Here is an 18,442-nt window from a genome sequence, read left to right as displayed (position 1 = left end):
GCCTTTATTTGCGTCTGCTCGCGCTGCTGGCCGAGCCGCCCATGGCGCTTGCCGCGAGGCCGCGAGAAGGAAAGCCTGGCTTACTCAGATTGGCTTGAAGCGGGTGGCGAATTTTGCAGGGCCGACTCGATAGGGTTCAGTACATTGCAATCCCCCAGCAGCTGGCGAAGTTCGTTTGTATCCATAGACAGATAGATTTTCCGTGTTTTCATCTGCCTTGATATCGCCAAAGGCACAGTAGAGTAACGTGGAAATCTTTCTGAGAGCTACGGGTTGGCCATCGAAATCCCTGCAAGTCCGCCTTTTGAGCAAGGATTCCCATAGATTCGCATTATTCAGTTCTTTTGATTCGAAGTTGGGTAGCGCATAACGGGTGCCTCCTTTAATGATTTCGACCGGTGGCATGGCATGACGAATGGAGGCACAAAAATCCAAGTATGAAGCTGCATATTCTTGGGGGTTTATGGATGACTGCATTGATTCTGGCGCTAGAGGATGCTGTGTTCCATGGTGAAAAATATGAGACAGCCAATCCCATGACCATTTTTGCTCCCGAGGAGCATCAATCAGCACCTCTGCATTAAAAATATCTTCGTCAATCTGCGTTTTTTTGATAGAGGCACCCGTTGAAAATTCAACCAAACGATTTAAATGCTCAGCTGTTATTTCGAATTGTTGATGCTTTGCATAGTCCCAAAAAATCAATTTTCCCGCATCTATTTTTAGAAAATGAGAAGACTGCAGCCACTTCATAAATATTATTTCCGGAAAATTTATGACAATGGGCGAACACGAGTTCACCCATTGCTGAGTCAATTATTTTCTGACTGCGTGGTCTCTGTATGCGTCATTGGATTGGCATTTCAATGGCGATTCAATCTGAATTTTCTTCATATGAAGGTCCTTAAAGTGAAAACGCCGCGAAATTGCGGCAGAGCAATATTGACATCAAATTCGTGTCTGAAAAGGTAATAAGGGAAACATCAATAAAATAAAAATAACTTATCTATTGATACATAAATTTTAATCATTTAAATTATTTGCATTTTTTATGAATTATTATTCGATACCACTGACCTTAATAAATCTTGATAGTGCGCTGATAAACAGAGCCAACGACGGCGGCGGCCGTGGTGCAAAGCCCGTGAACGGATTGGTGGGCGAGTCGTAGAGGTTTAGGCCTCCAATCGGCCTCCAGCGCAGATTCCACTAGGGCATTCTGCTATTAAATAAATAGCAATTGGCTGTGTCTGCTTTCCGGGTCTGCTTTGTATGCTCGTGCCTGCGTCGGAAAGCGGTTGGTCCTGCGTATCGAACCAAGGCGCAGCGCGACGGTGGCGCGACTCCGCGAGGGCGCCGCGCCAAGGCCCACCGTGGTCGCGCCGCCAAGGTGTCACCCTGCCGCGGTCATTGGAAAGTCCGTGGAGGCCGCCAGCGTGCGCCACTGCGCGGTTTCGCCTTCCACGAACGCATGCTTGTCTGCGATGGCCTGCAGCGTGTCCGTTCCCAGCGGCAGGCGCAGCGGCGGGGTGGGGCTGCTCGCCAGTTGCATCACCGCCTGGGCCAGGCGCACGGGGTCGCCGGGCTGGTTCAGATTGATCCGGCGGGCCGCTTCGCGAACGGCCCCGGCGCTGGCCGCATAGTCGTCGATGACCCGGGGCGAGACCGCCAGCGACGCCGTGTCGAGAAACTCGGTGCGGAAGTAGCCCGGCTCCACCACCGTGGCTTGGATGCCCAGCGGCGCGAGTTCGGCGTGCAGGGCTTCGGTCAGGCCCTCGACCGCGAACTTGGTCGAGCAATAGGCGCCGAAGCCCGCGCTCGATCTGACCCCGCCCAGCGATGAGATGTTGATCACGTGGCCGGCGCGGCGCGCCCGCAGGGAGGGCAGGACCGCACGCGTCACGTTCAGCAGCCCGAACACGTTGGTGTCGTAGAGGCTGCGCACCTCTTCGGCGCTGGCTTCTTCCACCGCACCCAGCAGGCCGTAGCCCGCGTTGTTGACCAGCACGTCGATGCGGCCGAAGCGCTCCAGCGCGGCGCCCACGGCATGGTGGGCCTGCGCCTCGTCGGTCACGTCGAGGGCGACGGCCAGCAGCGCGTCGTGCGTGCCCAGCCGCTCGGTGATCGATTGCGCACTGCGCGAGGTGGCCACCACGGCATCGCCCTGGGCCAGCGCGGCCTTCGCGAAAGCCGTCGAACTGGGCAGCCTGCGCCAGGCCGCTGCGGCGCAGGGCGTTACGCCGCAGGCGGCGAGCCTGGCGCTGGCCCAACTGGAGGCGCATCTGGGCGTGCGCCTGTTCCATCGCACCACGCGAAGCCTCAGCCTGACGGAGGAGGGCCGCCAGTTCCTCGACGCCGCGCAGCCCGGTCTCGCGGCCCTGCAGCGTGCCGTGCACGGAGCGCAGCGCGGGCGTGAGGAGATCGCCGGTCCGCTGCGCATCGTCGCGCCGCGCTCGATGATGCTGGAGGTGATCTGGCCCGTGGTCGATGCGTTCTGCCGCCGTTATCCGCAGGTCGATCCCGACGTGCAACTGGACGACCGCATCGGCAACTGGGTGGAAGACCGCGTGGACGTGGGTTTTCGCTCGGGGCACCCGCCCGAGGGCGGCGTCGTCGCGCGGCGGCTGATCGCGCTGCAATTGGTGGTGTGCGCCACGCCGGACTACCTGGCGCGCCATGGAACGCCCCTGCGCATCGAAGACCTGGCCCGGCACCGCTGCAGCGGATTCCGCCACCCCGCCACGGGCAAGCCCATGCCGTGGGAGTTCCGTGTGGGCGAAGACATCGTGGCCCACGCCATTGCGCCCGCCTTCTGCGTCAACGACATCGAACTGGAGGCCCGTGCCGTGCTGGGCGGCCATGCCATCGGCCAGCTCGTGGGCGTAACGGCCGCGCCGCTGGTGCGCAGCGGGCAACTGGTGCCCGTATTGACCGATTACATCGCGCAGCACCTGGGCCTGTACGTGTATTACGGCAGCCGTGCAGCGCAACCGGCGCGCGTGCGCGCATTCATCGACCTGGCGGTGGAGATGCTGGCGAACAACCCCGTGTTCGGCCTGAGCGATCAGGAACTGGCAGGGGCCTCTTCGCCAGCGGGAAAGCGGGCACGAAAGCCCGGCAAGGCCAGGCTGCGGGCCGACCCGGCGGGAGGGTGAACGGGGCCGCTCTGCACCGCCTGCCTGCCTGCCTGCCGACCTGACACGAGGCGAATCGGATGGGGCCGCTGCCTTGTCCCGGTCCGCTGCCCGGCGCAGGCGCAGGGCGCCGGTACGGGTTGGCGAACCGAAGAAATGCGGGCAAAGTCCGCAAAGCACCCTTGCGCCGCCGCGCCGCCCACTCCATCCTCACGCCATGACCGCTTCCATCGACCCGCCCCGCATTCCGCTGGCCCCCGTGGCGCGTGTGCTGGCCGAAGCGGCGCTGCAGCGGCAGAACATGCTGCTCGGTGTCGATGCCTCGGGCGTGCCGGGCGCGGCAGGGCCGGACGGCGCCCCCGCGGCACCGGGCGCGCTGCCGGGCCAGATTCCCCCGGCCGCGCAGCGCCCGCCGCTGCCCGTGCCGGCACCGGCCGACCGCGTGAGCCTTTCGCCCCAGGCGCTCCAGAGCCTGGACGGCGCAGCGCCCGGGCCTGCCGGCACGGCGGCGGCCGGGCGCGGGACGGTTGCGGCACCGGGCGCTGCGCCTGCGGCCGCACCCGCAGCGGGGCTCACGGGGGCGCCGGCACTGGCCTCGCCCACGGGCGCGAACGGTGTGCAGGGCCTGCCCTGGCCTACGGGCGGCGTCGGGGCGCCACTGCGCCAGATGCTGGGCGCATTGCTGCATCAGCTCACGGCGCCCACCGGCCGGCCCCAGCAACTCGTCGCGGCGCAACCCTGGCCGGCGGCGCTGGCGCAGGGCGCGGCGGACGATCTGCCGCCCCTGCAGACCTGGATGGCGCGGCAGGGCACGGTGGAGACGGCCGATGGCCCCCGGGGCTTCGCGCTCACGCTGCGGGTGCCGGCCAGCTGGCTTCAGGCACCGCAGCCGCCTTCCGCGCCGTCGGCATCCTCTGCCGCCGTGCCTGCCGGGGCCGGCACCGATGGCGGTGCGGCCACCGGCGCGGCCGATGCGGCTGCGCCGGTGGTGTTCGCGGGCCGGCCGCAGGCGCTGCAGTCGGGGCTGTTCGCGCTGGTGCTGCAATCGGGCGAAGGCGCTGCGGCCAGCCGCACCAGTGCGTTTCTGGCGCTGGATTTCGCACCGCTCGCCCAGGCGGCGGCTGTGGTGTATGGGCGGGACATGCTGGCTTTGCAGCGCTCCGACCCCTGGCTGCAGATGGCGGCGCTGCAGGCCAGCGGCTGGCGGCCCGAGGACGACGAGGCCGCGCGCAATGGGCGTGGCGAGCCGTGCGACACGGCCGGTTGCCCCTACGTTGGCCGCGCGCCGTGCGTGCAGCCCTTTTGCGTGGCGCTGCGCGTGTTCGAGGCGGGCCCGGTGCGGCCGGTGGGCGATGCGCCGGGCAGCGGCTCCGGTCCGGTGCGCCCTGACTGACTGACTGAATGAATGAATAAAAAAACCGCCAGGGCCTTGGGCGGGCGCTGGCGGTTTCTGGCCGGTCCGGCCTGGCCTGCCGATCCGATGAGGCGGCAGGCGGGGCACGGTCGATCGGTCGGTCGATCGATCAGGGATACAGGCCGCGCATTTCGCGGGCGTGCAGGATGCGCTGGCACGCCACGATGAAGGTGGCCGTGCGCAGGCTCACCTTGTGTTCCTGGGCCACGTGCCAGATGCCCGTGAAGGCCTCTTGCATGATGCGCACCAGGCGGGCGTTGATCTCGTCCTCGCTCCAGAAGAAGCTGGAGAAATCCTGCACCCATTCGAAGTAGCTCACCGTCACGCCGCCGGCGTTGGCGATCACGTCGGGCAGCACCAGCACGCCCTTGTCGTGCAGGATGTCGTCGGCCTCGGTGGTCGTGGGGCCGTTGGCGCCCTCGATCACGAGCTTGGCCTTGATCTGGCCGGCGTTGTGCTTGGTGATCTGGCCTTCCAGCGCGGCGGGGATGAGGATTTCGCAGTCCACGCCCCAGAAGTCTTCCTTGGCCATGGCTTCGGCACCGGTGAAACCGCCCACGCCGCCCGTCTTCTTGACATGCTCCAGCAGTGCCGGCACGTCCAGGCCGGTCTGGTGGAAGATGGTGCCGGTGTGGTCCTGCACGGCCACGACCTTGGCGCCCGCTTCGGCGAACAGCTTGCCGGCGATGCCGCCCACGTTGCCGAAGCCCTGCACGGCAACGCGTGCGCCTTCCAGCGGCAGGCCGGTCAGCTTGGCGGCTTCCACGCCCACGGTGTACACGCCGCGGCCGGTGGCCTCGACGCGGCCGAGCGAGCCGCCCAGGTCCACGGGCTTGCCGGTGACGACGCCGGTGGCGGTGGCGCCGGTGTTCATGGAGTACGTGTCCATCATCCAGGCCATGACCTGGCCGTTGGTGTTCACGTCGGGAGCGGGGATGTCCTTGGAGGGGCCGATGAGCAGGCCGATTTCGCTGGTGTAGCGGCGGGTCAGGCGCTCCAGCTCGCCGCGCGACAGCGTCTTGGGATCGACGCGGATGCCGCCCTTGGCACCGCCGTAGGGCACGTTGACGGCGGCGTTCTTCACCGACATCCAGGCCGACAGGGCCATCACTTCGGACAGGGTGACGTCCTGGTGGAACCGCACGCCGCCCTTGCCGGGGCCGCGGCTCAGGTTGTGCTGAACGCGGTAGCCCTCGAAGTGGGCGATGGTGCCGTTGTCCATTTCGATCGGCACGTCCACGATCAGGATGCGCTTGGGACGCTTGAGCGTTTCCACCCAGCGCGCCAGGCTGCCCAGGTAAGGGGTGACGCGATCCACCTGCTGCAGGTAGTTGCCCCACGGGCCGAGGTCGTCGGCCTGGAGGTAGGAGGGCAGCTGGTGCTGGATGCGGGTGTCGTTGGTGTTCGACATGGGGGTGTTTCCTTGAAGGAGATCAGTTCAGACGACGGAGCTTATGCCTGCCCCTGGCCGCTGTCCAAGGCCGGAGTGTTACAGGTTTATGCGCCAAATGCATAACTCGGCAGACGGGTCTCGGCGCCGTTTTTCAAGGGCGGGCCGACGGGCGGTAGGGCGCTGTATGGCGGTAGGGCCTCACTCCACCTTGAACCCCGACAGCGCCGGGTCGCCATCGGGGTAGCGCAGGTCGAGCCGGCCCAGCACTTCGCGCAGCACGGTGGCGATCATCAGGTTGCGGTGGGTCTTGGAATCGGCGGGCACGATGGTCCAGGGCGCCCAGGGCGTGTGCGTGGCGCCCAGCAGGGTGCCGTAGGCGCGCTGGTAGTCGTCCCACTGCTTGCGCGCGGCGATATCGCCCATGTCGAACTTCCAGTGCTTGGCCGGGTCGTCCAGGCGCTCCTGCAGGCGCTGGCGCTGCTCGTCGCGGCTGATGTGAAGCATGAACTTCACCACCACGGTGCCGGTCTCGGTCAGAAGGCGCTCGAAGTCGTTGATGTGCGCCAGCCGCTGGCGGTGCTGCTCGGGCGTGATCCAGCCGTTCACCACGGGCACCAGCACGTCCTCGTAGTGGCTGCGGTTGAACACCGTCAGCTCGCCCGCGCCGGGCACCTGCTGGTGGATGCGCCAGAGGTAGTCGTGGGCGCGCTCGGTGTCGGTGGGCGCCTTCCAGCCCACGGCGTGCACGCCCAGAGCGCTCATGCGGCCGAACACGCCGCGCACCGTGCCGTCCTTGCCCGAGGTGTCGGTGCCCTGCAGGATGACCAGCAGCTTGTAGCGCTTGTCGGCATACAGCAGGTCCTGCAGCGCATCGAGCTCGACCGCCAGTGCTTCGACCCGGGCCTTGTCGCTCGCCTTGTCGCCCTGCGAGAACGGCTTGGCCGAGGGGTCGAACCGGGCCAGATCGATCGCGGCGGAGCCACCGCCGTGGTCGCCGGTCTTCGCACTGGCCTTGGCACCGGCCTTGGCGGCCTTGCCTTTGCCGGAGGCCGCAGGCGGTTGCCATTGCGCCAGGCGCTGGGCGATCTCTTGGGGCGTGAGGGAGGCGGGAGCGCGGATTGCCATGGGCGTGTCCTGGTCGGGTGGGGAAGGCCCTAGTGTCGCGCGGGCCGGCCCGGACCGTGCAGCGAATCCGCGCCGCACAATCGTCGCCCGTGCCTTTGCCCCGTGCCTTGCCTTCACCGAGAAAGCCCCCGACATGCCCGATGACCGCGCCGTGAGTCCTTCCGATACTGATACCCCTTCCCCGGCCGGCCCGGCCGGCCCGGCCAACGCTGGCGATGCCGCCGTCGATGCGGTGGCGCAGGCCCTGCTGGCGGCCCGCGCCAGCGCCGTCCCGGCCGACCCCGAGCCGCTGGCCTCGGCGCTGCCCGACGCCCAGGCCGCCTACGCCGTGCAGAACGCCGTGGCGCACGCGCTGGGCTGGTGGTCCACCGGCGCGCCCCGGTACTGGAAATCCGGCGGGCCGGACCGCGCCGCCGTGCTCACCCATGCGCCGCTGCCCGAGGCCGGCGCATGGACGCACCCGGCCCATGCGGGCGCCTGGCCGCTGTCGCTGCGCGGCATCGAGGCCGAGATCGCCCTGCGGCTGGGCCAGGCCGTGGACGCGGCCACCGCCGCGCAACTGGCCGATGGCAAAGGCGCGCACCTCATCGACGCCATGGCCGTGTCCATCGAGATCGTGGAAACCCGCTGGGCCCCGGGCAGCAAGCCGTCCGCGCTGCTCAAGCTGGCCGACCAGCAGTCGCATGGCGCGCTGGTGCTGGGCGACTGGGTGCCGTTCGATGCCGGCGCGCCGCCCGACTGGGCGCACCAGCGCTGCACGGTGCGCATCACCGGCCAGGACGAAGTGGCCCGGCAGGGCACCCATTCGCTGGGCGATCCGGCGTGGCTGCTGGCCGCGTGGCTGCGCCATGCCACGCAGCACTTCGGCACGCTGCCGGCTGGCACGGTGGTCACCACCGGCACCTGGGCCGGGCTGCTGCTCGCCCGGCTGGGCGATGCGGTCGAGGTGGCGTTCGAAGGCATCGGCACCGCGAGCGTGCAGCTTTAGGGCGGCTCTTTTGTCGTCTGGACGGCTTTGTTGCATAAAACAATCTTCTTCCAGATCGGCGCTCTTTGCGCAAGATTCTTGCGCACGTATGAAAGCAAGAATTCGTACAAATTCTGTGATCTTTGGCAAGAAAATTCATTTGTGCAACAAAGCCGTTAGCGCATCACCGCACCCTTCAGGGTACGGCCTTGGGTGAGAACCGCACGAGCAGCCCCTTGTCCGTCACCGTGATGCTGCTGGGCTGCATGCCCAGGCCGTCCGGCAGGGCCAGGTCCTGCGGGCGCAACTGGTGCAGCACCACTTCGCGCAACGTCTGCTCGGCCAGTTGCGGGCCGTACACATCGAGCATGTCGGCCGCCTGCGGCTGCAGGCCTTCCAGGCGCAGCGAATTCACATGCAGCTGTTGCGCGCGGATCGTGCGGTCCGAGGGCTCGTAGCGCAGCGCGAAATCCACATCGAACGCACCGCTGTAATGGCGCTGCAGCAGCGGGCCGGAGGCCGTCACGTCCATGTCGGCGTTCAGCCGGTTCTGCTGCGGCAGCAGCCGCAGCCGGGGCGCCTGAACATCCAGCGTCATCAACCCGCCCAGCGCATAGCGGCGCGGAAACTTCTCGGCCACGGCCCCCTGCATCTGCTCGGCCGAGATCGTGTAGCTGGGCTGCGCGCCGGCGCGCTGCGCCACGGCGAACAGGCCCAGCGCCAGCACGGCGCAGACCGCGGCGAAAGCGCGGCGGTGCAGGGCATGGAAAAAGCGACGGAAATGCAGGGGGTGTGAAAGCGATCGAACAGCAACCATGTGGTGGACACCCTCGTGTGCGACAAAGAAAGGACCGGCAGCGGCTGAAGGATCACCGGCCATGGCGGTGACTGACCCTTGCCACGCCGCCCAGTTCCCTAAGGCTGGAAGCAGGGCGTAACAGTACGAGTACGACCCGTCCGTCCCCACCACCGGCCACTGCGCCAGGCCGCTACCCAGCCATGCGCAGCCGCCGCGCTGCGTCCTCCGCCCGAGCATCGTCGATTTCGCGCATCACCGCGTGCAGGTCCACGTCGGTGTGCTGGCGCTCATAGCGGCCGGTGAGCACGGTCTCGTTCGTGAGCGCACCGCGCTGGTACAGGCTCCAGATTTCGGGGCCGTACTCGGTGGCGCGCAGCTCGGGCGCGAACTGGCCGAAGAAATCGCGCAGGTTGGCCACATCGCGCAGCAGCATGCGCGGCGCATGGTTGTTGCCGGCGGCGTCCACGGCCTGCGGCAGGTCGATGATCACCGGGCCCTCGGCGCCCTCGTCCTCGCCTTCGCCCGCGCCCGGGGTGTGCGCCAGCAGGATGTTGAATTCGGACAAATCCCCATGCACGACGCCCGCGCACAGCATGCGCACCACCTCGCCAATCAGCGTGGCATGGTGCGTGCGCGCCTGCTCGGGCGTGAAGGCCACATCGTTCAGGCGCGGCGCGGCGTCGCCGTGCGCATCGGTCACCAGTTCCATCAGCAGCACGCCTTCATGGAAATTGAACGGCTGCGGCACCCGCACGCCTGCAGCGGCCAGCCGATAGAGCGCATCGACCTCGGCGCTCTGCCAGGCGGCCTCCTGCTCCTGCCGCCCGAACTTGCTGCCCTTGGCCATGGCCCGGGCAGAGCGCGAATTCTTGACCTTGCGGTTCTCGGTGTAATCCACCGCCTGCCGAAAGCTGCGGTGCGTGGCCTCTTTGTAGATCTTGGCGCAGCGCGTTTCATCGCCGCAGCGAACGACGTACACCATGGCTTCCTTGCCGCTCATGAGCTGGCGCACCACGGTATCGATCAGGCCTTCCTCGATGAGGGACTGGAGTCTGGGGGGAGCTTTCATCCGGACATTTTGCGCCTTGGGAGATCGCGTCTATTCTCCCGGGCCGACCACACCGACGAGGCGACCCGCCAGCGAATGACCTTTCCTCCACCCATTCCCTCCGCCTCGGGCGCCACACTTTTCGCCGCGCACCGGCGGCCTGCACACGGAACGGCCACTGCGGTGGCGAGAGCCGCGTGCGTGCTGGCGTGGACCTTGACCGGCGCCTGCGCGGCCTGGGGCAGCGCCGTCATTCCGCCGCCTGCCCATGCGCCCAAAGCCATCGGCGAACTCGCTGTCGTGCACACCGCGAACGGCACGGCCAAAAGCGTGGAAGGTGGCGATGCGAATTGCGAAGACCTGTCCCTCGATACGCGGCGCGTGGAGTACTTTTGGCAGCACGCGGTTCGAAGCGACCCGCACAACTACCGCCAGAGCCTGGACCAGGGCGATTGCCTGGCCGAAGTCCGCATTCAGCTCAAGAACCGACAAAGGGGCCGGCTGTCCCTCGATAACGCGACCGGCTGGGGCGTGCTGCAGATCGGAAAGACCGCGTACTACCTCTACTGCGAATCGTGCGAGGGCTTCATGGCGGCCGACTTCGGCTTTCCTTCCGCCAAGTAACACGTCGTTGGCCGCGTTGGCGGCCAGGCCGGCCCTTCAGCCCCCGGGCTTGCTCCACACCGGATCGAGCAGCCGCTCCAGCCGCTCATGCGAGGCCTCGACCTGCTTCAGCGCCGCCTCGGCGAGCGCAGGGGGCATCACCATCGACTTGCCATCGGCCTCGAACGGCTTGCCGCGCGAGATGGGCACCAGCGAGGCGCGGAACGCCTTGTCCTTGGCCAGAACGTCGTCCGGCGACAGATTGCGGGCTTTCAGCATGGCCAGCCGGTCCTTCAAAGCCGACTCGTAGCGGGGATTCACGACCGGTTTGCGCTGCTTCATGCTGGCCTGGAAACTCAGCGCCGTCGCGCGCTCGAACTCCAGCGAATTGCGCATGGCTGCAACCAGCCGATCCTGAGCGGCCTCGGTGGCGGAGGCGTCGCTGACATCCACACCCGCCCAGAAATCACGATGCATCTGCTCGGTCAGCACCGCATCCGGCTTGAACATCGACATCAGCACCGCCTGCCGCTTGGCGCTCAGCTCGGCCGCCCAGGGCGTTGCCGCCAGCAGGCAGGAAAGAAGCAGGGCACAGCAGGTGCGAATCCATCGGTGGGGCGAGCGGTTCATGGGCAAGGCTTTCAAGTCGGTTCGTCGTCGGTCAGACCAATGCACGTGTGCGCGCACCAAGGGGCGCGGCCGGGCTGGCAGCTTGGCAGTATCGCCCCGACGGCGCCCCGCGCTCGCCACCGCGAGCAATGCCCCGCACCGTGGCTGTTTTAGCATCGCGCCCATGCCCCACGAGCCGCCACGGATCCTTGCCGACATCGACTTCACCGCCCCTGCGCACGAGGTGGCGCAGCGGCTCATCGGCGTCACGCTGCTGATCGACGGCGTGGGCGGGCGCATCGTGGAAACCGAGGCCTACGACCAGCTCGACGCCGCCTCGCACACCTTAGGCGGCCCCACGCCCCGCAACGCGGCCATGTTCGGGCCGCCGCGCATCGGCATCTCCAAAGCGGTGGACGTGCCCTGGCGGTTCGGAGAGAAAGGCTCGCGGTTCTTGAGCCGGCCGTTCGGCGACAAACTGCGGGGCCAGGGCTGAATTGGCGCACCGTGCTTTTTTACCCCCCACACTCACAGCAAAGAGCAGGTTGAAAACTTTGAAAGCGAGCACAGCGACAACATGGCCATGAGACTGCTTCTTCTTCGCTGCGTGACGCTGCTTTGCATTCCAGGGGCGGTGGCTGCAACTCAGGCCCATGCGGCCCATCCAGAACCTGCAGGCGCTGCGCCTGCGCCCCCGGCCACAAAACTGCAGGAAGACCAGCGCCGCATGGACCCACGCGCCTATCCCCTCGGCAAGGTACGCCGCATTGCGCTATCGAGCCCCAGATTTTTCGACGCAGACGGAAAGCCGTGCGCCACGCAACCTGCGCCGGCGCGCATCACCGAGCGGTACGTGCGCAACTTCTTGCGGCAGGCTTTCCCGGTCTCGCAAGTGGCGGTGATGAACGACTACGGCTCGTTCGGGGAATGCACGAGCGATAACGTGGACGTTCAATTCACCGATGGGCGGCAAGTGCGCCTGTCGTTCGCGGCGGACAGTGGCGTGGGGTATCTGTCGCCAGTGATCAAGGGCAAGGAAGAAGACGTTTACTTCTACTACTGCGAGGCCTGCAAGCGGTGAGCCGGGTTTGGCGGCTGCGCGTGTCCATCGCCCGCCTTGAGCCCGCTTTAAAGATCGGGCTTTTCTGCCACGGGGCTTGGCGAAAGCCCGTGGCGCAACGCCCGCAGCCGGCCGTGCGCCTCGCCATCGGCGTCCACCGGCAGCTGGTGCTTGGCCTGCAGATAATGGTGGGTGAACACGTCCAGATAAGCCTCCAGCGTTTGCGCGGCATGCGGCTCGCCCGCCAGGTCCAGGCACAGAGCCGCCACCTCCGAGGTGCAGAAATGGTCGTCGCGCTGCGACCGGCGCAGCCGGTAGCGCGATAGCTGCTCGGGGTGCAGGCTCAGCACCGGCAGGCCGTCCAGATACGGGCTCTTGCGGAACATCTTGCGCGCCTCGGTCCAGGTGGCATCCAGCAGCACGAAGAGCGGGCGCCGGCTTGGCGAGGGCCCGGCCTCCACCTGCGTCACCACGCGCGAAGCCTCCGCGAATTCGCCGGGAAAGACCACATACGGCTGCCACTGCGGATCGCGCAGCAGCGCCAGCAAAACCGGGTCCACCTCCGTGCGCGCCCAGCCGAAGGCGAACGTGTCGGGCACCACATCGGCGATGAGCCAGCCCGTGTTGCTGGGCTTGAGCGGTTCGATGTCCGCCATCAAAAGGCACATGCCGGCCTGCGTGATGACCTGCGGTCGCACGGCGCAGAGGCAATGGCTGGGGACCAGCCGGCAGCCGGGGCAACGCTCGCCGCGCGGACCGCCACGGGCGAGGAAGGGTTTGGAGCTGCGCGCCAGGCGCGCGGTGCGCAGGCGGGAAACGGCGTGGGGGGCCTGCAAAGAGGGTTCAGCGGGCATCGAAGTTCAGTGTCATTTGCCCAGCGGGCAACCAGGATGGGATTTGCCGCTGGAGCAGCTTGCTAGCACACATACAGCTCCGTGCGGCCGTCGCCAGGAAATACATGAGAGCCAACATGAACACGCCCCATAGGAAGAGTCCGATCCGCTGCTCAAACAGTGCTTTGCGGGCATAGTGACGGAACTCCTCACCGGAGAGCATTTTGCAAATCAGCGCCACATCGCCCGGAGAAAAACCCAACCGAAGTGCGGCTGCGTCCTGCTCTTTGACGCAATCTTTCGCTGTTAAGGTGGGCGCCCCAAACGGGGGCCAAACCGCTCTGATCTGTGAGTCCGAGGCTAGAAAGTGCTGTCCGCTATCTTTCAAGATCAGTCCCGCATAAGGCAGGGTGATCAACTGAAAAGACAGTGCAGCCACAACTAACGACGCCATTGCACAAATGCCCCACAGATTGCCCTTGATGGTGAGGTACCGCTTTTTGGCTTTGATCGAACGCGTTTCCACATCGAAATACTGGCGGCAAAGGCGCAGCGTCTCCAAACTCACGCTGTACACCCGGCACCATTCCATCAACGTGTGCGCATCGGCCATCGTGGTCACGGGCACCCCTACGAAAACACGGAATGCCGCCAGGTTGGTCTGTTCTTCGACATAGCCTTGCAAGGCCGGATCGGTAATCCCACCTTTGCCATGCACCAGTTGCCAAGTACGCCGCCGCAGCAAGTGCCATGACTCGCTGCGCAAGATCACCCAGACAAACATCACGAGCAAGATGAGCGGCAATGCCAGCGGCAGCCACGCCACGATGCTCTTGGACAACTCCCCGATCCCTGCGTTTTCCATCGCCGCTTCCTCCGTTTTTTATTGGAATCTCTTGAGTGCCCGTGGTTGGCCGCAGTGGTCTGCCGCACCAGTCCGCTCTGCTCACAAGCGCCGGTTAACCGCCCACATGCTCCAACTCGAACAGCGGCACCTCCGCCTTGCGGCTCAGCCACAGACCGCCGCCCAGTTCCAGCGCGCCCTCTTGCAGCCCGCGCCGGTACAGCGTGGCGGAGTGCCTGAAGATGCGCGCGTCCGTCAGGTCTTCATCGATGATGTCGCGCTCGTAGTCTTCGCGGGACACCGCCTCGACATACAGCGCGCCGCGGCTCAGCTGGCCCAGGTTGCGCAGGGCGGCTTTCAAATCGGGCGGGCCGAGGTAGGGCAGCACGCCCTGGCAGATGACCAGATCGAACGGCTCGCCGCTGGCCTGGTAGTCCACCACCGAGCCCTGCTGCCACCCGTAGCGCTCGCACAGGTAGGGGCTGAACTCCACGCCCTGGTAACTGGCCGCAGGAAAGTGCTGCGCCACGATGTCCTTCCACAGCCCGGTGCCACAGCCCACGTCCAGCACGCGCTGCACCGGCACGCGCAGGTACTTGAGGTAGCTGCACACGAAGGTGCCCAGGCGCTCCATGTGCTGCGGGTCCACCACGCTGGTCTTCTTGTCGAAGTAAAAGCGCTGGTAATAGGCTTCGTCGAAGGTGTTGGCGCTGGCTGATTTCAATGCGGCGGTCCTTGGTTGGAGTGGATCGAGAAAAAAATTTGTAGAGAAGAAGAAGCAGAACAAAAAAGGGCGAAGACGCAAAACAATGGCCGCGAGTATCCCGTATGGGCCCCGCGCAGCCGCATCGGTGACCGGCACGCTCGAAAGTCGGCGACACAATGGCCCGGCATGAGCGCACCCCTGTCTTTCGCACCCTCCTCGCCCCCCGAGGCCGCCGACCACTGGATCGCCACCGCGCAAGGCCGCCTGTTCGCGCGGCGCTGGAGCGCGGTTTCACCGCCCTCGCCTGGCGCCCATGAAGGCACGCTCACGGCGCTGCTGCCGCCGCCGATCGTGCTCTTTCACGACTCGCTCGGCTGCGTGGAACTGTGGCGCGCCTTTCCCGCTGCGCTGTGCCAGGCCACCGGCCGCGACGTGGTCGCTTACGACCGCCTGGGCTTTGGCCGCTCCGACGCGCGAACAGGCCTGCTGCCGCTGGATTTCGTGGCGGATGAAGCGCGCAGCAGCCTGCCCGCCCTGCGCGCGCACTTCGGCGTGCAGCGCTTCGTGGCGCTGGGCCACAGCGTGGGCGGCGGCATGGCGGCCCATTGCGCGGCAGCGCGCAACCGCACGCAAGGCGGCGATGCGGCTGGCGATGCAGCGCGCCATGCGGCCGACGATTGCGCCGCCCTCATCACCATCGCCGCCCAGGCCTGCGTGGAAGAGCGCACGCTGCAAGGCATTCGCGAGGCACGGGACCAGTTCCGCATTCCCGGCGCCATGGAGCGCCTGGCCCGCTACCACGGCAGCGACAAGGCGCCGTGGGTGCTGGGCGCGTGGGTGGACACCTGGCTGCACCCGGACTTTGCCGACTGGTCGCTGGCCGATGCCATGGCGCGCGTCACCTGTCCCGTGCTGGCCCTGCACGGCGACCGCGACGAATACGGCTCCACCGAGCAGCCCGAGCGCATCGCCCGCTGGGCGGTCGGCCCGGCACAGGTGCAGATCCTGCCCGGCGCGGGGCATGTGCCGCACCGTGAAAAGCCCGCCGCGGTGGCGGCCCGCATTGCGCAGTTTCTGGCAGCGCTGCCGGCTGCGCATGCGGCTGGCGCCCATGCACCCGGCGCCCAAGGGATTTAGCCGAATCGGGCTCCAGCGCTTATTCAGAAAGCGCTGAAAGCTATCAAAACAGAAGCAACCGACTCACTTCTTGGGCGGCCGGTGCAGCGCGCAGAGCTTGTTGCCGTCCGGATCACGCAGGTACGCCAGGTACAGCGCGCCGCTCGGGCCCTCGCGAAAGCCCGGCGGGTCTTCGCAGGTCGTGCCGCCATGGGCCACGCCCGCGTCGTGAAACGCCTGCGCCTGCTCGGGCGACTGCACGGTGAAGCCGATGGTGCTGCCGTTGCCGTGGCAGGCCGGCTCGCCATTGATGGGCGTGGAGATCGCGAACGTGCCCGTCGGGCTGCGGTAGAAATAGCGGTTCTTGTGGGCGGCACCGGGCGCAATGCCCAGCGTGCCGAGCAGCGCGTCGTAGAACCGCCTGGACACTTCCAGATCGCTCACACCCAACATCACATGACTGAACATGGCTTTCGTCTCCGTGGCGCCCGTCGCCGGGCAAGAAAAGGGAACGGAAGATCGTACCGGCCGGGCGCCTGCCGCACGGCCATGCGACAAGCCGGCGCGGCACCTTGGCGACACCCCTGCGCGCCGCCAGAATGCCGCTGCCCACCGAAAGTCCCTCTGGTGCGATCCAAGCCAAAATGGCCTCCAGCGCAATCAATCCGCCGGCATATCGCTATCAATAACAGAGCAAAACACTCGCAATGGCCAACGCGCAGCGCTGCCGTCCTCAGCCATTCGCCATTCGCCATTCGCAAGTCGCAAGTCGCAAGTCGCAAGTCGCACTTTGCGGCCGGCCGAAGCCGCCCCACGCGCTCCTGCCCTTCCCTTCATCCACTAAACAACAACCCGCCACCATGCCACTGCCCACCCACTTCACCCCAGTCCCCCTCGAAAAAGCGTACCGCCTGCTCAATCACGGCCCGACCGTGCTCGTCTCCGCCCACCACGCCGGCACCGACAACGTGATGGCCGCCGCCTGGGCCTGCGCGCTGGACTTCAGCCCGCCCAAGGTGACCGTGGTGATCGACAAGGCGACGCGCACGCGCGAACTGGTGGAAGCCAGCGGCCAGTTCGCCCTGCAGTTGCCCACGCAGGCCATGGCAGCGCTCACCGTGGGCGTGGGCACCGACAGCGCCAAGGCGCGGACGGACAAGCTGCAGCACTACGGCGTGGACCTGTTCCATGCTCCCGGCCACGACGCCACGCCCCTGGTACACGGCTGCGCCGCCTGGCTGATGTGCCGCGTGGTGCCCGAGCCGCACAACCAGCAGGCGTACGACCTGTTCATTGCCGAGGTGGTGGCCGCCTGGGCGGATGACCGCGTGTTCCGCGACGGTCATTGGCACTTCGACGAAGCGCCGGAGGAATTGCGCACGCTGCATTACGTGGCGAGGGGGCAGTTTTATGCGACGGGGGCGTCGGTGCGGGTGTGAGCGAAGGGAAGGCGCCGGTGTACTGCGGGAGACTGCGGTGAATGCGGCCTTTATTCGCCGCACATTCTGCGGCGAATAAAGGCAATAATCACCGCATGTGGTCAGACAAAGCCCCCCGCCGCCGCACCTATCTCTGGCAACGCCCTGAATGGCCTGAGTGGCGATTCGACGCAGTCGCCTTGGCCGCGCCGTTGGCACAAGTGCATCGCGCCCAAGGGCATCTGGCCGGCCGCATGGCCGACGTAGGCCTGGCCCAGCGGGACCAGGCCACTCTGCAGGCACTGACGCAGGAGGTCATCACCACCAGCGCCATTGAAGGCGAAGCACTCGACCAGGACGCCGTGCGTTCATCCATCGCCCGCCGGTTGGGCGTGGACATCGGGGCGTTGGCCCCATCGGACCGCCATGTGGATGGCGTGGTGGACATGGTGCTGGACGCCACCCAGCATTTCGACCAACCGTTGACGCCCGACCGCCTGTTCGGCTGGCATGCCGCGCTGTTTCCAACCGGCTACAGCGGCCGGGTGCGCATTCAGGTGGGCGCGTGGCGAAACGACAGCGCCGGCCCCATGCAGGTCGTTTCCGGCCCCGTGGGCCGAGAAAAGGTGCACTACGAGGCGCCACCCGCGTCCATGTTGCCCGTGGAAACGACCGCCTTCCTGCAATGGTTCAACACCGCGCCAACGGGCGACGCCCTGATCCACGCGGGGCTGGCGCATCTGTGGCTGGTGACGCTGCACCCCTTCGACGGCGGCAACGGCCGCATCAGCCGCGCCGTGGGCGACATGGCCCTGGCGCGGGCCGAAGGGAGCGCCCAGCGCTTTTACAGTTTGAGCGCCCAGGTCCAGCGGGAGCGCAAGGCGTATTACGACCAACTGGAAACCACCCAACGCGGGCCGCTCGACGTCACGCCCTGGCTGGAATGGTTTCTGGGTTGCCTGCTGCGCTCGGTGCAAGGGGCTGATGGGTTGCTGGCAGGCGTGCTGGGCAAAGCCCAGTTCTGGCAGCGCTGGGCGGGAACGCCGATGAATGCGCGGCAGGCGCTGGTGTTGAACCGGGCGCTGGATGGGATGGAGGGGAAGCTGACGAATGCCAAATGGGCTGCCATTGCCAAGTGCTCGTCGGATACGGCGTTGCGGGATATCAATGATCTGGCGGTCAAAGGGGTTCTGGCACGGGTAGAGGGTGGCGGTAGGAATACGGCCTATGTGCTGGTTTCAAGCACTTACTCAAAAGTCAGAAATATAGGCGACAGATGGGTGTCTGAAGAATGACCTGATGAGTGCAGGATCTTCAGCCACCGACTGCAACTGCGCATCCACACGCTCCTTGAGCTTGTCTCCCTTTCGCAA

20 protein-coding genes and 1 pseudogene are annotated in these 18,442 nt (G+C 66.3%); 9 read left to right on the top strand and 12 right to left on the bottom strand.

Annotated features, from left to right (window positions below; translation table 11 throughout):
* Positions 1-84: 84 nt before the first annotated feature.
* Positions 85-753, bottom strand: coding sequence for a nitroreductase family protein (locus AVHM3334_RS22360; RefSeq protein WP_284415669.1), 669 nt, complete (start codon positions 751-753; stop codon positions 85-87).
* A 640-nt stretch (positions 754-1,393) separates the two neighbouring features.
* Positions 1,394-2,206, bottom strand: coding sequence for an oxidoreductase (locus tag AVHM3334_RS22355; RefSeq protein ID WP_284415670.1), 813 nt, complete (start codon positions 2,204-2,206; stop codon positions 1,394-1,396).
* On the opposite strand from AVHM3334_RS22355, the gene AVHM3334_RS22350 reads away from it, so the two are divergent.
* Positions 2,145-3,155 carry a LysR family transcriptional regulator gene (locus tag AVHM3334_RS22350; RefSeq protein ID WP_284415668.1) on the top strand — a complete coding sequence of 337 codons (1,011 nt, stop codon included), beginning with the start codon at positions 2,145-2,147 and terminating at the stop codon, positions 3,153-3,155. The two genes, AVHM3334_RS22355 and AVHM3334_RS22350, sit on opposite strands and share 62 nt — an antisense overlap.
* A 196-nt stretch (positions 3,156-3,351) precedes the next feature.
* On the top strand, positions 3,352-4,527 hold the full coding sequence (locus AVHM3334_RS22345; protein WP_284415667.1) for a hypothetical protein: 1,176 nt from the start codon (positions 3,352-3,354) through the stop codon (positions 4,525-4,527).
* Positions 4,528-4,657: 130 nt separating this feature from the next.
* Here AVHM3334_RS22345 and AVHM3334_RS22340 read toward each other — a convergent pair whose 3' ends face one another.
* Together AVHM3334_RS22340 and AVHM3334_RS22335 are read right to left on the bottom strand one after the other, a co-directional pair.
* Complete coding sequence (locus AVHM3334_RS22340; protein WP_284415666.1) at positions 4,658-5,959, bottom strand: Glu/Leu/Phe/Val family dehydrogenase; 1,302 nt, start codon at positions 5,957-5,959, stop codon at positions 4,658-4,660.
* A gap of 180 nt (positions 5,960-6,139) precedes the next feature.
* Positions 6,140-7,066, bottom strand: coding sequence for a PPK2 family polyphosphate kinase (locus AVHM3334_RS22335; protein ID WP_284415665.1), 927 nt, complete (start codon positions 7,064-7,066; stop codon positions 6,140-6,142).
* A gap of 133 nt (positions 7,067-7,199) precedes the next feature.
* Here AVHM3334_RS22335 and AVHM3334_RS22330 point away from each other — a divergent pair, with 133 nt between their 5' ends.
* Positions 7,200-8,054: a fumarylacetoacetate hydrolase family protein gene (locus tag AVHM3334_RS22330; protein WP_284415664.1), complete on the top strand. Its 855-nt coding sequence runs from the start codon at positions 7,200-7,202 to the stop codon at positions 8,052-8,054.
* Positions 8,055-8,229: 175 nt separating this feature from the next.
* Here AVHM3334_RS22330 and AVHM3334_RS22325 read toward each other — a convergent pair whose 3' ends face one another.
* Complete coding sequence (locus tag AVHM3334_RS22325; protein WP_284415663.1) at positions 8,230-8,850, bottom strand: DUF1439 domain-containing protein; 621 nt, start codon at positions 8,848-8,850, stop codon at positions 8,230-8,232.
* Positions 8,851-9,022: 172 nt separating this feature from the next.
* A complete protein-coding gene (locus AVHM3334_RS22320; protein WP_284415662.1) occupies positions 9,023-9,901 on the bottom strand; it encodes a PA4780 family RIO1-like protein kinase in 879 nt (292 codons plus the stop codon).
* 75 nt (positions 9,902-9,976) lie between these two features.
* On the opposite strand from AVHM3334_RS22320, the gene AVHM3334_RS22315 reads away from it, so the two are divergent.
* Positions 9,977-10,504 (top strand): hypothetical protein, encoded by a 528-nt coding sequence (locus tag AVHM3334_RS22315; protein WP_284415661.1) that lies wholly within the window; start codon positions 9,977-9,979, stop codon positions 10,502-10,504.
* A 36-nt stretch (positions 10,505-10,540) separates the two neighbouring features.
* On the opposite strand, the gene AVHM3334_RS22310 is transcribed toward AVHM3334_RS22315, so the two are convergent.
* Positions 10,541-11,113 carry a hypothetical protein gene (locus AVHM3334_RS22310; protein ID WP_284415660.1) on the bottom strand — a complete coding sequence of 191 codons (573 nt, stop codon included), beginning with the start codon at positions 11,111-11,113 and terminating at the stop codon, positions 10,541-10,543.
* 163 nt (positions 11,114-11,276) lie between these two features.
* Between AVHM3334_RS22310 and AVHM3334_RS22305 the strand changes: the two genes are divergently transcribed.
* Together AVHM3334_RS22305 and AVHM3334_RS22300 are read left to right on the top strand one after the other, a co-directional pair.
* Positions 11,277-11,588 carry a DNA-3-methyladenine glycosylase gene (locus AVHM3334_RS22305; RefSeq protein ID WP_284415659.1) on the top strand — a complete coding sequence of 104 codons (312 nt, stop codon included), beginning with the start codon at positions 11,277-11,279 and terminating at the stop codon, positions 11,586-11,588.
* Between the two features lie 87 nt (positions 11,589-11,675).
* Positions 11,676-12,173 carry a hypothetical protein gene (locus AVHM3334_RS22300; RefSeq protein WP_284415658.1) on the top strand — a complete coding sequence of 166 codons (498 nt, stop codon included), beginning with the start codon at positions 11,676-11,678 and terminating at the stop codon, positions 12,171-12,173.
* Positions 12,174-12,220: 47 nt separating this feature from the next.
* Here AVHM3334_RS22300 and AVHM3334_RS22295 read toward each other — a convergent pair whose 3' ends face one another.
* From AVHM3334_RS22295 to AVHM3334_RS22285, 3 genes are all read right to left on the bottom strand, one after another.
* Positions 12,221-13,006, bottom strand: a complete 786-nt coding sequence (locus tag AVHM3334_RS22295; RefSeq protein ID WP_284415657.1) for a tRNA-uridine aminocarboxypropyltransferase — start codon at positions 13,004-13,006, stop codon at positions 12,221-12,223.
* Complete coding sequence (locus tag AVHM3334_RS22290; protein ID WP_284415656.1) at positions 12,996-13,850, bottom strand: DUF6216 family protein; 855 nt, start codon at positions 13,848-13,850, stop codon at positions 12,996-12,998. Before AVHM3334_RS22290 ends, AVHM3334_RS22295 begins: the two co-directional genes overlap by 11 nt.
* Before the next feature lie 94 nt (positions 13,851-13,944).
* Complete coding sequence (locus tag AVHM3334_RS22285; protein WP_284415655.1) at positions 13,945-14,553, bottom strand: class I SAM-dependent DNA methyltransferase; 609 nt, start codon at positions 14,551-14,553, stop codon at positions 13,945-13,947.
* A 168-nt stretch (positions 14,554-14,721) separates the two neighbouring features.
* Between AVHM3334_RS22285 and AVHM3334_RS22280 the strand changes: the two genes are divergently transcribed.
* Entirely contained in the window at positions 14,722-15,672 is a 951-nt protein-coding gene (locus AVHM3334_RS22280; protein ID WP_284415654.1) for an alpha/beta fold hydrolase, read from the top strand.
* Between the two features lie 63 nt (positions 15,673-15,735).
* On the opposite strand, the gene AVHM3334_RS22275 is transcribed toward AVHM3334_RS22280, so the two are convergent.
* Entirely contained in the window at positions 15,736-16,119 is a 384-nt protein-coding gene (locus tag AVHM3334_RS22275; protein WP_284415653.1) for a VOC family protein, read from the bottom strand.
* 392 nt (positions 16,120-16,511) lie between these two features.
* Here AVHM3334_RS22275 and AVHM3334_RS22270 point away from each other — a divergent pair, with 392 nt between their 5' ends.
* Complete coding sequence (locus AVHM3334_RS22270) at positions 16,512-17,090, top strand: flavin reductase family protein (protein WP_284415652.1); 579 nt, start codon at positions 16,512-16,514, stop codon at positions 17,088-17,090.
* A gap of 95 nt (positions 17,091-17,185) precedes the next feature.
* Positions 17,186-18,364: a Fic family protein gene (locus AVHM3334_RS22265; RefSeq protein ID WP_284415651.1), complete on the top strand. Its 1,179-nt coding sequence runs from the start codon at positions 17,186-17,188 to the stop codon at positions 18,362-18,364.
* Here the strand turns inward: AVHM3334_RS22265 and AVHM3334_RS22260 are convergent.
* Positions 18,320-18,442, bottom strand: a pseudogene (locus AVHM3334_RS22260) (IS630 family transposase); the annotation flags it as partial. The gene AVHM3334_RS22265 and the pseudogene AVHM3334_RS22260 sit on opposite strands and share 45 nt — an antisense overlap.

This window comes from Acidovorax sp. SUPP3334, from assembly GCF_030159055.1.
Taxonomy (GTDB): domain Bacteria; phylum Pseudomonadota; class Gammaproteobacteria; order Burkholderiales; family Burkholderiaceae_C; genus Paracidovorax.
This window is presented reverse-complemented; position numbering and strand designations above follow the sequence as displayed.

What these genes read in the sequence shown, in the direction of transcription:
- AVHM3334_RS22295 (WP_284415657.1), bottom strand. Translation starts at nt 13,006, where the DNA reads ATGCCCGCTGAACCCTCTTTGCAGGCCCCCCACGCCGTTTCCCGCCTG.
- AVHM3334_RS22290 (WP_284415656.1), bottom strand. Translation starts at nt 13,850, where the DNA reads ATGGAAAACGCAGGGATCGGGGAGTTGTCCAAGAGCATCGTGGCGTGG.
- AVHM3334_RS22315 (WP_284415661.1), top strand. Translation starts at nt 9,977, where the DNA reads ATGACCTTTCCTCCACCCATTCCCTCCGCCTCGGGCGCCACACTTTTC.
- AVHM3334_RS22300 (WP_284415658.1), top strand. Translation starts at nt 11,676, where the DNA reads ATGAGACTGCTTCTTCTTCGCTGCGTGACGCTGCTTTGCATTCCAGGG.
- AVHM3334_RS22360 (WP_284415669.1), bottom strand. Translation starts at nt 753, where the DNA reads ATGAAGTGGCTGCAGTCTTCTCATTTTCTAAAAATAGATGCGGGAAAA.
- AVHM3334_RS22265 (WP_284415651.1), top strand. Translation starts at nt 17,186, where the DNA reads ATGTGGTCAGACAAAGCCCCCCGCCGCCGCACCTATCTCTGGCAACGC.
- AVHM3334_RS22275 (WP_284415653.1), bottom strand. Translation starts at nt 16,119, where the DNA reads ATGTTCAGTCATGTGATGTTGGGTGTGAGCGATCTGGAAGTGTCCAGG.
- AVHM3334_RS22330 (WP_284415664.1), top strand. Translation starts at nt 7,200, where the DNA reads ATGCCCGATGACCGCGCCGTGAGTCCTTCCGATACTGATACCCCTTCC.
- AVHM3334_RS22325 (WP_284415663.1), bottom strand. Translation starts at nt 8,850, where the DNA reads ATGGTTGCTGTTCGATCGCTTTCACACCCCCTGCATTTCCGTCGCTTT.
- AVHM3334_RS22345 (WP_284415667.1), top strand. Translation starts at nt 3,352, where the DNA reads ATGACCGCTTCCATCGACCCGCCCCGCATTCCGCTGGCCCCCGTGGCG.
- AVHM3334_RS22310 (WP_284415660.1), bottom strand. Translation starts at nt 11,113, where the DNA reads ATGAACCGCTCGCCCCACCGATGGATTCGCACCTGCTGTGCCCTGCTT.
- AVHM3334_RS22320 (WP_284415662.1), bottom strand. Translation starts at nt 9,901, where the DNA reads ATGAAAGCTCCCCCCAGACTCCAGTCCCTCATCGAGGAAGGCCTGATC.
- AVHM3334_RS22340 (WP_284415666.1), bottom strand. Translation starts at nt 5,959, where the DNA reads ATGTCGAACACCAACGACACCCGCATCCAGCACCAGCTGCCCTCCTAC.
- AVHM3334_RS22280 (WP_284415654.1), top strand. Translation starts at nt 14,722, where the DNA reads ATGAGCGCACCCCTGTCTTTCGCACCCTCCTCGCCCCCCGAGGCCGCC.
- AVHM3334_RS22305 (WP_284415659.1), top strand. Translation starts at nt 11,277, where the DNA reads ATGCCCCACGAGCCGCCACGGATCCTTGCCGACATCGACTTCACCGCC.
- AVHM3334_RS22270 (WP_284415652.1), top strand. Translation starts at nt 16,512, where the DNA reads ATGCCACTGCCCACCCACTTCACCCCAGTCCCCCTCGAAAAAGCGTAC.
- AVHM3334_RS22335 (WP_284415665.1), bottom strand. Translation starts at nt 7,066, where the DNA reads ATGGCAATCCGCGCTCCCGCCTCCCTCACGCCCCAAGAGATCGCCCAG.